This window comes from Streptomyces dysideae (genome assembly GCF_001514305.1).
Classification (GTDB): domain Bacteria; phylum Actinomycetota; class Actinomycetes; order Streptomycetales; family Streptomycetaceae; genus Streptomyces; species Streptomyces dysideae.
The window spans coordinates 451,012-465,112 of record NZ_KQ949076.1 but is presented as its reverse complement, the minus strand read 5'-3'; the positions used below and the strand labels follow the sequence as shown (position 1 = coordinate 465,112).

General features: G+C 70.2%; 13 protein-coding genes and 1 pseudogene. 9 read left to right on the top strand and 5 right to left on the bottom strand.

Annotated elements, in window-relative coordinates; all coding sequences use genetic code 11:
- Nucleotides 1-179 precede the first annotated feature (179 nt).
- The 4 genes from AQJ91_RS05340 (at nt 180) to AQJ91_RS05325 (ending at nt 4,773) form a co-directional block, all read left to right on the top strand.
- Nucleotides 180-1,631, top strand: a complete 1,452-nt coding sequence (locus tag AQJ91_RS05340) for an FGGY-family carbohydrate kinase (RefSeq protein WP_067017217.1) — start codon at nt 180-182, stop codon at nt 1,629-1,631.
- Nucleotides 1,628-2,257 (top strand): histidine phosphatase family protein, encoded by a 630-nt coding sequence (locus AQJ91_RS05335; RefSeq protein ID WP_067016869.1) that lies wholly within the window; start codon nt 1,628-1,630, stop codon nt 2,255-2,257. Before AQJ91_RS05340 ends, AQJ91_RS05335 begins: the two co-directional genes overlap by 4 nt.
- A 108-nt stretch (nt 2,258-2,365) precedes the next feature.
- Nucleotides 2,366-3,904, top strand: coding sequence for a PH domain-containing protein (locus AQJ91_RS05330; RefSeq protein WP_067016867.1), 1,539 nt, complete (start codon nt 2,366-2,368; stop codon nt 3,902-3,904).
- Nucleotides 3,905-3,993: 89 nt separating this feature from the next.
- Nucleotides 3,994-4,773 (top strand): SAM-dependent methyltransferase, encoded by a 780-nt coding sequence (locus AQJ91_RS05325; RefSeq protein ID WP_067016866.1) that lies wholly within the window; start codon nt 3,994-3,996, stop codon nt 4,771-4,773.
- A 21-nt stretch (nt 4,774-4,794) separates the two neighbouring features.
- On the opposite strand, the gene AQJ91_RS05320 is transcribed toward AQJ91_RS05325, so the two are convergent.
- Entirely contained in the window at nt 4,795-5,442 is a 648-nt protein-coding gene (locus AQJ91_RS05320; RefSeq protein ID WP_407696824.1) for a LysE family translocator, read from the bottom strand.
- Between the two features lie 58 nt (nt 5,443-5,500).
- Entirely contained in the window at nt 5,501-6,535 is a 1,035-nt protein-coding gene (gene iscB, locus AQJ91_RS48795; protein WP_079084685.1) for an RNA-guided endonuclease IscB, read from the bottom strand.
- Between the two features lie 35 nt (nt 6,536-6,570).
- Here iscB and AQJ91_RS05310 point away from each other — a divergent pair.
- Nucleotides 6,571-7,134, top strand: a pseudogene (locus AQJ91_RS05310) (DUF5753 domain-containing protein); the annotation flags it as partial.
- A complete protein-coding gene (locus tag AQJ91_RS05305; RefSeq protein WP_067016860.1) occupies nt 7,131-7,334 on the top strand; it encodes a DUF397 domain-containing protein in 204 nt (67 codons plus the stop codon). The pseudogene AQJ91_RS05310 and the gene AQJ91_RS05305, both read left to right, overlap by 4 nt.
- A gap of 136 nt (nt 7,335-7,470) precedes the next feature.
- Here AQJ91_RS05305 and AQJ91_RS05300 read toward each other — a convergent pair whose 3' ends face one another.
- On the bottom strand, nt 7,471-8,112 hold the full coding sequence (locus AQJ91_RS05300) for a superoxide dismutase (protein ID WP_067016858.1): 642 nt from the start codon (nt 8,110-8,112) through the stop codon (nt 7,471-7,473).
- Between the two features lie 151 nt (nt 8,113-8,263).
- On the opposite strand from AQJ91_RS05300, the gene AQJ91_RS55185 reads away from it, so the two are divergent.
- Nucleotides 8,264-8,683: a hypothetical protein gene (locus AQJ91_RS55185; RefSeq protein ID WP_067016855.1), complete on the top strand. Its 420-nt coding sequence runs from the start codon at nt 8,264-8,266 to the stop codon at nt 8,681-8,683.
- On the top strand, nt 8,680-10,866 hold the full coding sequence (locus tag AQJ91_RS05290; protein ID WP_067016853.1) for a tetratricopeptide repeat protein: 2,187 nt from the start codon (nt 8,680-8,682) through the stop codon (nt 10,864-10,866). The genes AQJ91_RS55185 and AQJ91_RS05290 overlap by 4 nt, the downstream gene beginning before the upstream one ends.
- Here AQJ91_RS05290 and AQJ91_RS05285 read toward each other — a convergent pair whose 3' ends face one another.
- Nucleotides 10,867-12,249: an amino acid permease gene (locus AQJ91_RS05285; protein WP_067016851.1), complete on the bottom strand. Its 1,383-nt coding sequence runs from the start codon at nt 12,247-12,249 to the stop codon at nt 10,867-10,869.
- Nucleotides 12,250-12,635: 386 nt separating this feature from the next.
- On the opposite strand from AQJ91_RS05285, the gene AQJ91_RS05280 reads away from it, so the two are divergent.
- On the top strand, nt 12,636-13,217 hold the full coding sequence (locus AQJ91_RS05280; RefSeq protein ID WP_067016849.1) for a biotin transporter BioY: 582 nt from the start codon (nt 12,636-12,638) through the stop codon (nt 13,215-13,217).
- 93 nt (nt 13,218-13,310) lie between these two features.
- Here the strand turns inward: AQJ91_RS05280 and AQJ91_RS05275 are convergent, their stop codons facing one another.
- Nucleotides 13,311-14,039 carry an LPXTG cell wall anchor domain-containing protein gene (locus tag AQJ91_RS05275; protein WP_067016847.1) on the bottom strand — a complete coding sequence of 243 codons (729 nt, stop codon included), beginning with the start codon at nt 14,037-14,039 and terminating at the stop codon, nt 13,311-13,313.
- Nucleotides 14,040-14,101: the final 62 nt, after the last annotated feature.

Here is a 14,101-nt window from a genome sequence, read left to right as displayed (position 1 = left end):
AGAAAAGCGGGTTGGCCGGGAGAACCGGCGCGGACATCGCGCGGCAAACCCGGTTAACACGTTGAGTCGACTCGTTAACAGAGGGTGTAACGGCGGAAGTTGGTCGTCAATCCCTCGCGCACCTGAAAATCTCAGTGCAGAGTGAGAAGTTCACGGATCAGGATGTTCGGGAGGTCCGGATGGCAGACGAGCAGGAGGCATGGCTCGGGATCGACCTGGGCACACAGAGCGTCCGGGTCCTGCTGGTCACCGGGGACGGCACCGTCCTCGGCAGCGGCTCGGCCCCGCTGGGCGGCCGGCGGGAGACCGGAGGGCGGCACGAGCAGGACCCGGGGGAGTGGTGGGAGGGGCTGTGCACGGCGTCCCGTACCGCGCTCCGGGGCCGGTCACGGATGCGGATCGGCGGGCTCGCGGTGTGCGGCACGTCGGGGACGGTACTGCTGACGGACGGCGCCGGGCGGCCGATGAGCCCGGCGCTGATGTACGACGACGGACGTGCGACGCGGCAGGCGGCGCGGCTCCGGGCGGCCGGTCTCGCCGTACAGGACACCTGGGCGCTGCCCAAGGCGCTGTGGCTCACCGACGCCTACGGCAGGGGCCGGATCACCCACCAGCCCGACCTGATCGTCTCCCTCCTCACCGGCGAGCTGCCGTCCGCCGACTCCAGTCACGCCCTGAAGACCGGCTACGACGTGGAGCGTGACGCCTGGCCGGACGCCCTGGACCTGCACGAGGGCGCGCTGCCCGACGTCGTACGGCCCGGCACCCGGCTGGGCGAGGTCTCCCCGTCCGGCGCCGAGGCCACCGGCATCCCAGCCGGCACCCCCGTGATCGCCGGGATGACCGACGGCTGCGCGGCCCAGATCGCCTCCGCGGCCCTGCGCCCCGGCTCCTGGAACTCGGTCCTCGGCACGACGCTGGTCCTCAAGGGCGCGTCGCTCTCCCCGGTCCGGGACGCCACCGGCGTGGTCTACAACCACCGTGCACCGGACGGGAGCTGGCTGCCCGGCGGGGCCTCCAGCGTGGGCGCGGGCGTGTTGACGGCGGCGTTCGCGGGAGCCGACCCGGCGGCGATGGACGCCGAGGCCGCCGCCTTCGAACCGTCGGGCGCGATCGCCTACCCCCTGGTCTCGCCGGGCGAGCGCTTCCCCTTCCGCGCCCCGGACGCCACGTCCCTGGTCCTGGGCGAGCCGACCTGCGACGCCGACCTGTGGGCGGCCCTCCTCCAGGGCGTCGCCTACACGGAACGCCTCTGCCTGGACTACCTCCACCACCTCGGCGCCCCCCTCGACGGCACCCTCACCTTCACGGGCGGCGCGGCCCGCAGCGCGTACTGGAACCAGCTCCGCGCCGACATCCTCGGCCGCCCCGCCCGGGTGCCGGAACAGACCGAACCCGCCCTGGGGATGGCGGCGTTGGCGGCGCACGGCGCCACCGGCGAGGCGCTGCCGGAAGTCGCCGAGCGCATGGTCCACATCCGCACGGTCCTGGAACCCCGCCCCGACCGCGCGTCTGCCTTCGCCGAGCCGTACGCCCGCCTCGTCGACGAGCTCGCGGCACGCGGCTGGCTCCCGACACCGGTCGCGGCACATGCGCGCGACCGCCTGGACCCGGATACTGCCGAATCATGACTACGACGCTGCTGCTGGCCCGCCACGGCCAGACCGTCTGGCACGCCGAGAACCGCTACGCCGGAGTGAGCGACGTGGCACTCACCGACACGGGCCGAGACCAGGCCGAGGCGCTGGGCCGCTGGGCGGCGGCTCACCCGGTCGACGCGATCTGGACGTCCACGCTCTCCCGCGCCATGGCCACGGCCGCCCCCGCCTCCCACGCCCTCGGCCTCACCCCGCACCGCGAAGTCGCCCTGCGCGAATGTGACTTCGGGGTGGTGGAGGGCCGTACGCTCCCGGAGTTCGCGGCGGAGAGCCCCGAGGCGGCGGAGGCGTTCCGCACCGACCCGGTGGCGCACCCGTTCCCAGGGGCCGAGGACCCGAAGACGGCGGCCACCCGGGGCGCCGACGCCCTGCACCGCATCGCCGCGGCCCACCCCGGCGAACGCGTCCTGGTGGTCGCCCACAACACCCTGCTCCGCCTGACCCTGTGCAGGCTCCTGGAGATCCCCCTGAGCGAATACCGCCGGGTCTTCCCACAGCTTCGCAACGCGGCGATCAGCGAACTCCGCATGACCGAGAGGTCAGTCGGCCTCATCGCCCTCAACGTGCCGTGCGAGCCGGAGGCACCCGCGGGAGGATGAGCGCCCCCCGAGCAGGCAGCGCCTTCCGCGGCCCGGCAATGTCCATGACCAGGCGTTGCCGCACACCGCACATGCGCGTGCGATTCCGGGGATGCCAGGATCATCCGCATGCCCGAAGCGCCCGACATGACCTGCCGTCCCCTCATCAGCCGCCCCGGCCGGCTCGCCGCCGGATCCGGCGCCGTGGTGGGGGCCTGGGCGTTCCTGACGGTGGTGCTGCACGCGGAGCGCTGGGGCAAGTGGTTCGTGCTGTGGATGACGGTCGGCCTGACGGTGGTGCTGATAGCCGTCCTGCTGCTCCTCTGGGCCACCGCGCAGGTGCGCGCCGACGCGTACGGCGTGCACTCCCGGATGATGCTGCGCCGCCGGAGCGTGCCGTGGAGCGAGATCGCGGACCTGCACATATGGCTGCAGCGTGGACGCCACGGCGACATCCGTCGCGTCGTCCTGGTGCTGCGCGACGGACGCAAGCTGCGCCTGCCCCTGCCGCAGACCGCGAAACAGGACGACCCGGCGTTCGACTCGGAGGTGGCAGAGCTCCGGGCACTGCACAGCCGCTACGGCACGCCGGAGTCGACTCGTCTCCCTGTCGTGTCGTACCGCACCGCCGGGCGGCGGCGCCGCTGGCTGCTGGTGCTGTGCGTGCTGCTGCTCGCGACCGCGGGTGGGGCCGCGTTGTCCGTGCCGAGCGCCGACGCGGAGAACCGGGCGTGGGAGGCGGCTGTGCCGTGTGCCGCCGGGACGCCCGCCGCGGCGCGCGGAGAGTGCCTGACCACCGTGCCGGCCGTGATCACGAGGACCGATCCCGAGCGGGGCAAGGAGCCCAGCTGGCTGTACTTCGCCGACGACCGGCCGGTGCGGCGAGTCAGCGTCTCGTACGAAGGCGCCGAGGGTTTCGCGGCCGGTGACCGGGTCGAGGTGACCTTCTGGCGTGGGGGCATCAGGGTGGTCGCCGGTGAGCGGCACGTCTGGCGCGAGCACATGGCGCCTGCCGGTGACGTGGCCGTCTTCGCGGCCGGGCTGGCCCTGGGCGCGGCGTACCCGGGAGCCCTGCTGCTGATGCGCCGACGCGGGCGCCGACTGGCCGACGACGAGGTGCTCCCGTCGGCACTGCCGTTCGCGGGCGCGCTGGCCGGCACCGCCCTGTGGCTGCTGCCCCTGTGCTACCTCCACCCCACCACCCTGTTCTCCTCACGTACGCAGATCACATGGTGGGCGGCGGGCTCGCTGGTCACCCTGGGCCTGTTCACCTGGGCATGGCGCGCCACACGCATCCGTACACCGGGGGAGACGGGAGCGGTCCAGACACCCCCAGTACAGGGAGAGGTCTTTCTGTCCGCCCGCTTCCTGGACCACACCGACTACAACCCGAACGGCTTCGGCACCCACATCGTCCTCGGCGACGGCCCGCCCGCGGTGGTGCCCCACGGCGGTCCCGGCCGGTTCGCGGCGAAGCCGATCCCGGTGGAACGGCTCACCGCCGGGACCGTGCGGCGCGCCCGGGGCGATGAGGAGACGATCAGCAGAAGCTGGCACATCGCCGAACTCGACGACGCGGGCACCCCGGTCCGCCTGGCCGCGGCACCGGCCGACCTGACCCGAATCCTGCGCGAACTGGGCCTCGCGCACAGGGAACCCTCCCGGTGATCGCGTGAAGGCTGGAGAGTTCCCGTCGGTCTCATCTCTCATCTCTCAAGGGGTCGTGCGAGCCGGACGTGCCGTAGCAGGATGAGCCCATGACGGAGATCGACACCTCGGTACCCCACTCGGCCCGCATCTGGAACTACTGGCTGGGCGGCAAGGACAACTACCCCGTGGACGAGCTGGCCGGCGACGCCTACACCGCCGTCTTCCCCGGCATATCCACCATCGCCCGCAGCAGCCGGGCCTTCCTCGGCCGCAGCATCCGCCACCTGGTGGCAGAGGCGGGTGTACGCCAGTTCCTGGACGTCGGCACCGGGCTCCCCACCGTCGACAACACCCACGAGGTCGCCCAGCGCACAGCCCCCGAGTCGAAGATCGTCTACATCGACAACGACCCCCTGGTCCTGGCCCACGCCCGCGCCCTCCTCACCTCCACCCCCGAGGGCGTGACGGCGTACGAGGACCTGAGTCTCTACGAGCCGGAGAACATCCTGGCTGCGGCGTCCAGGACCCTGGACCTCACCCAGCCGACGGCCCTGATCCTGAGCGGCATCCTGGGCCACGTAGCCGACCACGACCAGGCCCGCGACCTGGTCCGCCGCCTCCTGGCCGGCCTCCCCTCCGGCAGCTACCTCTCGGTCAGCGACGGCTCCCGAGGCACCGACCCCGCCTACGAAGCGGCCCAGGACGCCTACAACGAGACCGGCGCGGTCCCGTACTTCCTGCGCCCGGTGGACCAGATCGAGGCGTACTTCGAGGGCCTGGAGCTGGTGGACCCGGGAGTGGTCTCGGTCCCGCTGTGGCGCCCCGAGCCGGGCATCACCGATCCCGAGCCGATCGGCCAGCACGGGGGGCTGGGCCGCAAGCCCTGACCCCTGGCCCCGGGGCCTGTCCTAGTCCTTACGCCCGGTCGCGGCCACGGTGACACCCAGGCCGATCATCGTCAGCCCGCCGACGCCGCCCACCATGGAGAGCCGCTGAGGTGAGCGGGCGAACCAGCCCCGCGCGGTGGCCGCGACCAGTCCCCACACGCTGTCGCAGGCCACCGCGATGACGTTGAAGACCAGACCGAGCACCAGCATCTGAACCGCGACATGCCCCTGCCCACGGTCGACGAACTGCGGCAGCACGGCCGCGAAGAAGACGATGGTCTTGGGGTTGCTCACCCCGACCGCGAACCCCTCCCAGAACGTGCGCAGGCCGCCGTGCGCGGCCCCGCCGCCGGCGAACGCGTCCTGAAGTGCGGCACGCCCCCGCCACGCCTTGACGCCGAGATACACCAAGTAAGCGGCACCCGCCAGCTTGAGCACGGTGAAGACGAGGACCGAACGTTCCACGACGGACCCGATCCCGAGCGCCACGGCCACGATCAGCACATAGGCGCCGAGCGTGTTCCCCACGACGGTGGTCAGCGCGGCGCGACGCCCCTGCGCCAGCGCCCGCCCGATCACGAACAGCACGCTGGGGCCGGGGATCACGATCAGCAGGAACGACATGGCCGCGAAGGCGAGCAAGCGGTCGGCAGACACCATGCGGCCCATGCAAGCACGGGGTCGACTTGTCCTTCCAGCAGTATTCCCGCCGGACAGGACGGGCTTTTCACTCGGCTGCACTCTCCTCGGCCCGACGAGCGTAACCGTAACCGTCGGCGCGCTGAAGCAGACGGAAATGGCGGCGATGGACTCCTTGGACGAGGCCGTGGGCAGTACGGATGTTGAATCTGCCGTTGGAGCGTACGGCGACGCGTCCTGTGTGGGTTCCTGCGTTCTTTCCGGTGAGGACGGCGGCGGTGACCAAGTCGCCGGTGGCATAACCGAAGAACCGCTTGATCCTTGGCAGTTTGAGGCGAGGGAAGCCGTGCTTGTCCGTGCGGGTTCGGGCATGGGTTCCTCGGCCAGTGCAGGACACCAGTAACACGATGGCCGGGAAGCGTTCGATGGTCATGTCATCGGGCACCTCGCCAACTGCGAGGGCGTCGAGGGAATGAGTCTTGGTCAAGCCGTGACGGCTGCGGTTGTACTTGGTGCGCCCGCCAGACCAGCTGTGTACGGGAACCCTGAGATCCTTGAGGCTTCCCCATAGGGCCCAGCGGGTGGAGTTCATCGCCGCAGCGTCCCGCAAGGGCGCCTTGGCACGGGAGAGGATCTTCGCAACAAGCTGAGGCTTGCCCTTCAAGAACGCCTCCACTGAGAGGCTGCCCTTGGCGTGGTTGCACGGGCGGCAAGCAAGCGTCAGGTTGGAGACCCGGTCCGAGCCACCTCTCGAGCGAGGCCGGATGTGCTCCACCTGAAGGGGCACCCCCGAGGCGCCGCAGTACGCGCATGCACGCCCCCAGTGCTCAAGGAGGTACTGGCGCACTTCGTATCCGGCGAGAGTGCCTTGCTGATACTCGATTCCCTGCAAGGGCACTCCCACGCTGAGAGCGTGCACATCGAAGGCGGTTCGCTCAATGTGCATCTCTGCCACGGGCGCCCACTGCTGCAGCCGCCGTACCCACGAGTGGGTGGTGTCGACTCGATGTCTCAGCGACGAAGGTAGCCAGCCGTCAGGACGGCGGCGATTGTCGTAACGAGGCGCGCGGTAACGCGTGTTGCGGCTTCGGCGTCGGCGCCTGTACGAGGCACGTAGGTGCATCTTGTCGCGGATCTGCCCGCCTCGGCGATTACCTCTCCTTGGAGACGGACGCGACGTACATCCGGACCTGGCAGCCCGTTTTCATCCCCGGTCTGTTGCAGACGCCGGAGTACACCAAGGCGTTGACCCAAGCCAACCCTGAGGTGCTCGACGAGGCGGCGGCGGACGAGATCGTCAAGGTCCGGCAGGAGCGGCGCCGGGTATTCGAGGAGTCCGGGGCGCGGTTCGCGGCTGTTGTCTGGGAGCCGGCGCTCACTGACCCGATGCCGTCACCGAGGGTTCATCGGGAGGAGCTTGGGCATCTCATGAAGATGGCCAGGCAGCCGAACATGACGATTCAGGTACTGCCGCACGGAGAGTGGGCCGCCGCGAGGGTTGCGCCCGCGTTCGTCGCGCTCTCCTACGCCAATGAGGCGTCGCCGGAGGTCATCGTGCAAGACACGATGGTCAACAGCGTCATCCTTGAAGATCACGAGGACATGGCGGGCTACCTGCATGCCTTCGAGGCGCTGAGGTCCGCCGCGCTCACCCCGGATCAGAGCATTGCCTTCATCCGGAAGGCAATGAATGGCATCGCCGTGGAGAACGAGGAAGCGTGAACAGCCAGGACATCGGCGGCCCCTTCGTGAAGTCCTCGTACTCGGGAGGGGGTTCGGCCAACGAGTGCGTGGAAGTTGCACGTACCGCCAGTGGCGGTCACGCCGTCCGTGACAGCAAGAACCGTGACGGCGGCATCCAGTTCTACAGGGCCGGAGAATGGGTCGCGTTCGTGGCAGGCGTCAAGGCCGGAGAGCTCTGACGTCTGACCTGGCCCAGTGCGTAACACACAGGGAAGGAAGGCCCTCGCGAGTCACGTCCTCGCGAGGGCCTTCTCTTTATCCGCCTGCCCCGTGAAGGTGAGAAGACGGTCACGAGCAGGACGCTTTGCGCGGACCTTAGGGGGTCAGTAGCAGTACATCCGCACGGGACTTGGCGGCCTCGTAACGCCGTGCCACGTCCTGCCAGTTGACGACCTGCCACATTGCCTCGATGAAGTCGACCTTCTGATTCTTGTACTGCAGGTAGAAGGCGTGCTCCCAGGCGTCGAAGACGAGGATCGGCACCGAGCCCTGTCCCGCATTGCCCTGGTGGTCGTAGACCTGCTCGATGACGAGACGCCCGCTCAGCGGTTCGTACGCGAGGGCGCCCCAGCCGGAGCCCTGCGTGGTCGCGGACGCCTTGGTTAGCTGGGCCTTGAAACCGGCGAAGGAGCCGAACGACTCGATGAGGGCGTCCGCGAGGTCGCCCACTCCATCCGCGGCGAGAGGCTCACCGCCGCCGTCCCCGGTCATATTGGTCCAGTAGACCGAATGCAGGATGTGCCCTGACAAATGGAAGGCCAGATTCTTCTCCAGGCCGTTGACCGACCGCCACGCCTCCTTGTCCCGCGCCTCGGCGAGCTGCTCCAGCGTGTCGTTGGCCCCCTTCACATACGCCGCGTGGTGCTTGTCGTGGTGCAGCTCGATGATCTCGGGACTGATCACGGGGGCGAGCGCAGAGTAGTCGTACGGCAGTTCAGGAAGCGTGTAGACGGGCATGACAGGTCCCCTCCGGCCTCTTATCACAAAGAACTTGCAAGTGCATGCTAGCGGCAAGAGGGGTGAAGCGTGTGTGGGGGCGTGTTAATGGGGCGTGCGCGGGCGGTGAGCGGCGATCTACTATCGGCAGTCGTAGGAGGGGGAGCGAACGATGGGTCCCGAGATCGCTGATCTCGCCCGCACGGCGGGCACGACGGTGGTGGCGTTGATGGCCGGGCAGGCCTGGGAGACGGCCCGCGATGGGGTAGTCGCCCTGTGGCAGCGTTTCCAGCCGGCCAGGGCCGAGGCCGTCGGCGGTGAACTCGAGGCCACCCGCGACGACCTGCGCCTGGCCCGGCAGTCGGGCGACGCCGACACCGAGGCCGAACTGACCGCCGAATGGCAGGCCAGGGTCCGCCGGCTGCTGCTCGCCCAGCCCGAGGTCGCCGACGAACTGCGCCGCATCCTGGCCGAGTTGAGCCCGCAGCTCCCGGAGCAGCGGCCCTCCGTGGACGTCCGGCTGCGCGCGGAGGTCTCCGGCAGCGGCCGGGTCTATCAGGCCGGCCGCGACCAGCACATCACCGAACGATGAGCGAACTCGGCGCCCGCGCTTCGGGCCAGGGCCGGATCTTCCAGACGTCCGGTGACCAGTACATCCAGGAACACCATCATCACTATGACGCCGGTGCGGCTCCGCTGTTCGGCACCGAGCCGCAGTCGAGGCCAACTGCCCCGGCCGGTCCCGACTCTGTACGCGTACCCCTGGTGGGCCGTCCGCCCGGCATCCTCCGCGACCGCACGGAGCTGCGCCGCGTGCTGGGCGCGGCCCTCGCCGGGCCCGGCGGTGACGCCCACGTCGTGCACGGCATGGGCGGCTGCGGCAAGACCGCGCTGGCGCACTGGCTGTTCACCGATGCCGTACGCGCCCACGGCCGCGTCGGCTTCTGGGTCAACGCGTCCGAGCGGATGTCCCTGCGCGCCGGGATGCTGGCCGTCGCCGGTGACCGGGGCGCGACCACCGGTGAACTCGCCGCCGCTGCCGCCGGACAGCGCGCCGCGGCCGACCTGGTCTGGCACTACCTCGACAGCTCTGCCGACCCCTGGTTCCTGGTCCTCGACAACGCCGACGACCCCTCGGTCCTGGAGGACGGGGCGTGGTTGCGTACCAGCCCGCGCGGCCTGGTCCTGGTCACGACGCGGCACGCCACGTCGCCGCTGTGGCAGGGGCCCGGCATGACCCGGCACAGCCTTGGGCTGTTGCCGCTGGACGACGCGGCGCAGGTCCTGTGCGACCTCGCCCCGGACGCGGGTGACCTGGAGTCCGCCCGGAAGGTGGCCGACCGCCTGGGCCGCCTGCCGCTCGCGCTCACCCTGGCCGGTTCCCATCTCGCCCACCAGCTCCTGGAGTCGTGGTCCATGGACGAGTACGACCGCAAGCTCGACGAGGAGTCGACGGCCATCGTCGACCGGGGCGCCGCCGGGTACGGCAGCGGGCAGTCGCGTCATCTGGTCGGTCGTACCTGGCAGTTGTCCCTGGACACGCTGGCGGGACAGGGGCTGCCGGAGGCGACGACGCTGATGCGGCTGCTGTCGTTCCTGGCCGCGGATCCGGTGCCGTTGAGCCTGCTGGCGCCGGTGGCCCGCGGCGAGGTGACGGCCGACGGGCTCGAACCGGCCCTGACACCGGGGCAGTTGGAACCAGCCCTGCGCGGACTGCTCGATCACTCGCTGGCCGAGCTGGTCGCGGTGGACGGGGCGCGGTGCGTGCGGGCGCACGGGGTGTTGCTGGACGGTGTGGCGGCCGGGGTACCGGAGACGCAGCGGGCCGCTCTCGCGGAGGCGGCGGCGGGGTTGCTGGAGGCCGCGCTGCCTGCGAGCGGAACCGAGCCGGAGGAGCGTCGGCGTCGACTGGCGCTGCTGGCGCCGCACGCCGCGGAGCTGTTGGCGGCGGCTCCGGGCGAGCGGGCGGCCACGGTCACGGTGCGCGTGGTCCGGGAGCTGTTCGACGCGGGGGAGTTCGCGGGCGCCCTGGAGGTCGCTCCCGGGGTCGCCGACAGGGCCGAGACACTGCTCGGCACTCAGCACCCCGTGGCCATGGTGGCCCGAGAGGTGGAGGCCGACGCACTGTGGCGCATGGGGCGCTACGCCGAGTCCGAGACGCTGCACCGCCGGCTTCTGGGGCGGCGCGAGCTCGTGCTGGGAAGCGACCACCCCGACACCTTGCGCAGTTGCTACGGGCTGCACTCCGCCCTCATGTTCCTGAAGGGGGCCGGGGAAGCCGAACCCGTCCTCCGGCGCGCGCTCGAAGGACAGCGGCGGGTTCTGGGCGAGGACGCCGAGGAAACGCTGTACTCCTGGGCGGCCCTGCTGGAGCTACTGCCGCAACTGGGCAAAGGACAAGAACTCGAGAGGGAGGCCGAAGCCCTCATCGACGCCTGCGAGCGCTTCCTGCCGCCGGATCACCGGACGACGGTGAACGCTCGTCACAACTACGCGTGGGGGCTGCACATGACGGGCCGCGACGCGGAGGCGGAACCTCTCGTCCAGCGCGTCTTGGCCGACCGGATCCGCATCCACGGTCCCGACCACCCTCAGGCCCTGTCCGCCCTGACCCTCAAGGCCCAGGTCGCCCAGGGCCTCGGCCGGACCGAAGAAGCCGTCGCGACGCTCAGGGAGGTCATCGAGCGCAGCGAACGGGTGCTCGGCCCCGAGCACCCGTTCATCGCCCAGGACCGGGGATGGCTGGCCGACTGGCAGGCTGAAGCCGCGCCCTGATCACTCCCTGCCCCGCACCCGCTGCCACCCATACCCCACACACGCCAGAACCACAGTCATCCCCCCGGTCGAATACAACTGCACCCGCGTATCCGGCTCCCGAGCCATCAGCACGAAGATCCCCACCATCCCCGCCAACGCCACCCACGTCAGCACCGGAAACGCCCACATCCGCACGACCAGCTTCTCCGGCGTCTCCCGCTCCAACCGCCCCCGCAGCCGCAGCTGCGAGACGGCGATGAAGATCCAGACGACGAGGATGACCGCGCCGATCATGTTGAGCAGCCAGGGGAAGACATCGTCCGGCCGCCAGTAGCTCAGCACCACGCACACGAACCCGAAGACCGACGACGCCAGCACCGCGACCCGCGGTACCCCGCCGGACACCTGACCCAGCGCCTTCGGCCCCTGCCCCCGCTCGACCAGCGAGTAGGCGATGCGGGAGGACCCGTAGATGTTGGCGTTCATGGCACTCAGCAGCGCGACCAGCACGACCACGTTCATCAGCTGGCCGGCACCCGGAATGCCCAGCTCGTCGAGGGCGGCGACGTACGGACCCTTCTCCACGACCGCCGCCGAGTCCCACGGGACCAGCGTCACGATGACCGCCATCGAGCCGATGTAGAACAGCGCGATGCGCCACATCGCCGTACGGACCGCGCTCGCGACCCCGCGCACCGGGTTCTCCGACTCGGCCGCCGCGATGGTGACCGTCTCCATGCCGCCGTACGCGAAGACCGACGCGAGCAGACCGATGACGAGACCCTCACTGCCGTTCGGCAGGAAGTCGGTCAGGTTGGATGCCCCGGGGGAGTCGGACCCCGGCAGGACACCGGCGACCGCCAGCACGCCCAGCACCAGGAACAGGGTGATCGCGCCGACCTTCAGCGCGGCGAACCAGAACTCGAACTCGCCGAAGTTCTTCACGGCGGCCAGGTTCGCGCCGCAGAACACCACCATGAACAGCGCCACCCAGGCCCACTCCGGCGTACCCGGCAGCCAGCCCGTCACGATCTTCGCGGCGCCGATGCCCTCCAGGCCGACCGCCGTGCACAGCAGCACCCAGAACGACCAGCCCGCCGTGAAGCCCGCCCAGGGGCCGATCGCCCGCTCGGCGTGCGCGGAGAAGGAACCCGACGACGGATACGCGGCCGACATCTCGCCGAGCATCCGCATCACCAGCATCACGAGGAGGCCGGAGATGACGTAGGCGACGACGATCGAGGGACCGGCGGCGGCGATACCGGCGCCGGAGCCGACGAACAGGCCGGCGCCGATGACACCGCCGAGGGCGATCATCGACAGGTGGCGCTGCTTGAGGCCGTGGGAGAGGGAGACGCCGGTGTCCTGCTGGGGCGGCGTCTCGGCGGTGGTGCTGGGCATGGGCGCGGCTCGTCCAATGCGTGAGATGGGCAAAAACGCCCACAGTCTGGGCGCGCGTCCGTTGACGCGACAGGACTGCCCACTATCCGGACGGATCCAGCACGGAGCGTGGACGACCGCTCACCGAGTCGCCCGCCCCGCCCGTTTGGCGAGACCCTACAGTCGCCCCTCCCCACCTCCTTGTGAGCTGAACGTCCCTGCCTCAGTGACCGGCATCACGCCGAACCGAGTGTAACACCCACTCTTTGTCCGGAACCCACCAAGCTTTGTCCGGAACCCACCAAGCCCGCGTTCGAGCCTTTGTCGAGCGCTGACGGTGATCGGCTCCAGGGCGCTGGGATAGCGTCGCCGTGTCCCAATATGCCCTCACCTTCCGCGGAGTCCCCATGAGCACCGCCGCCGTCCCCGCCGCCCGCACCGGGCAGGTCCTCGCCGACCTGCTGCCCGCCTCCCGTGTCCGGGACGTCGCGCTCGTGCTCGGTGGCGCCGCCTTCACCGGCCTCGCGGCCCAGCTCTCCGTGCCCGTGCCGGGTTCCCCGGTGCCGGTGACCGGCCAGACCCTCGCCGTGCTGCTCGTCGGTACGGCCCTCGGCGCCGGCCGCGGCTTCCTCTCCCTCGCGCTGTACGCGCTGGCCGGCATCGCGGGCGTGCCGTGGTTCGCGGGCGGCAGCTCCGGCGCGGCCGCCCCGTCCTTCGGCTACATCCTCGGCATGATCCTCGCCGCCACGGTCGTGGGAGCCCTGGCCCGGCGCGGCGCCGACCGCTCGATGCTGCGCACGGCGGGCGCGATGCTGCTGGGCGAGGCGATCATCTACGCCGTCGGCGTCCCGTACCTCGCCTTTGCCACCGGCATGTCCGCGTCCGCCGCGATCGCGGCCGGCCTCACCCCGTTCCTGATCGGCGACGCCGTGAAGGCGGCCCTGGCGATGGGCGTGCTGCCCACCACCTGGAAGCTGCTCAAGCGCTGACGCCATAACCGTCACCGAAGAGGTTCGCCGGGCAGCCCGGCGAACCTCTTCCGCGTTCCACTTGCTCCACTTGCGTCGCGTTGCCTCGCGGGATCAGCGCTCCTGCTCCTGCGGCTCCGGCCGCCGCTGTGACCACCACAGCCCGGCCACGCCCGCCGAGATCAGCGCCGCGCCGGCCGCGCCCAGTGGCACGACCTCACGCTCGAAGCCGGTCTTCGGCAGTTCGTCGGGGCCCGGTGCGACGGGCTTGTTGTCGGTGCCGAGGAGCAGCGGGGTGGCCGGGGCGTCGGGCGACGGGTTCGTCGTACCGAACGGCACCGGGCCCTGCTGCCAGTACGTCTCCTCGCCGTCGTCGGTCTGGACGGGGAGGCAGATCTTGCCGGTCTTGCTCAGGTCGTACGTCGCGTCGACGGCGTACGACTTCGACTCACCGGCCGGGAGATTGTCGATGGGGCAGGTGAAACCACTGTTCGAGCCCTCCGGAAGGCCATTCTCTTCAATCGGAGAGCACCCTTGAACGTTTTTGACCGTAAGGCCGTCGAAACCGACGACCAAAAGCCTGATCTTTCCGCTGTCCGCGGTCCCCTCGTTCTTGACGGTGGCGGTAATGTCGGTGTCTTGCGAACTGTTGTCCACTGAGATTTTTTCGGGCAGCAGGGTGGTCAGCTTTACACCCGCCGGCGCCTCGTCGATGACCTTTCCCCCTTTACTGCTCCCGGGTCCCTGGTCGTCCGCGCCGGCAGTGCCGGAAAGGATCACCGCTGCCGAGATGGATGCCGTGACCAGCGATCCAGCGATGGTCGTCGTGCGACGAGAACTCATGTTCGTCCCCCTTGGCTGCGCCTGAATTCGCAGTACTTGAAGAGCTACCACAAGATTTCTCC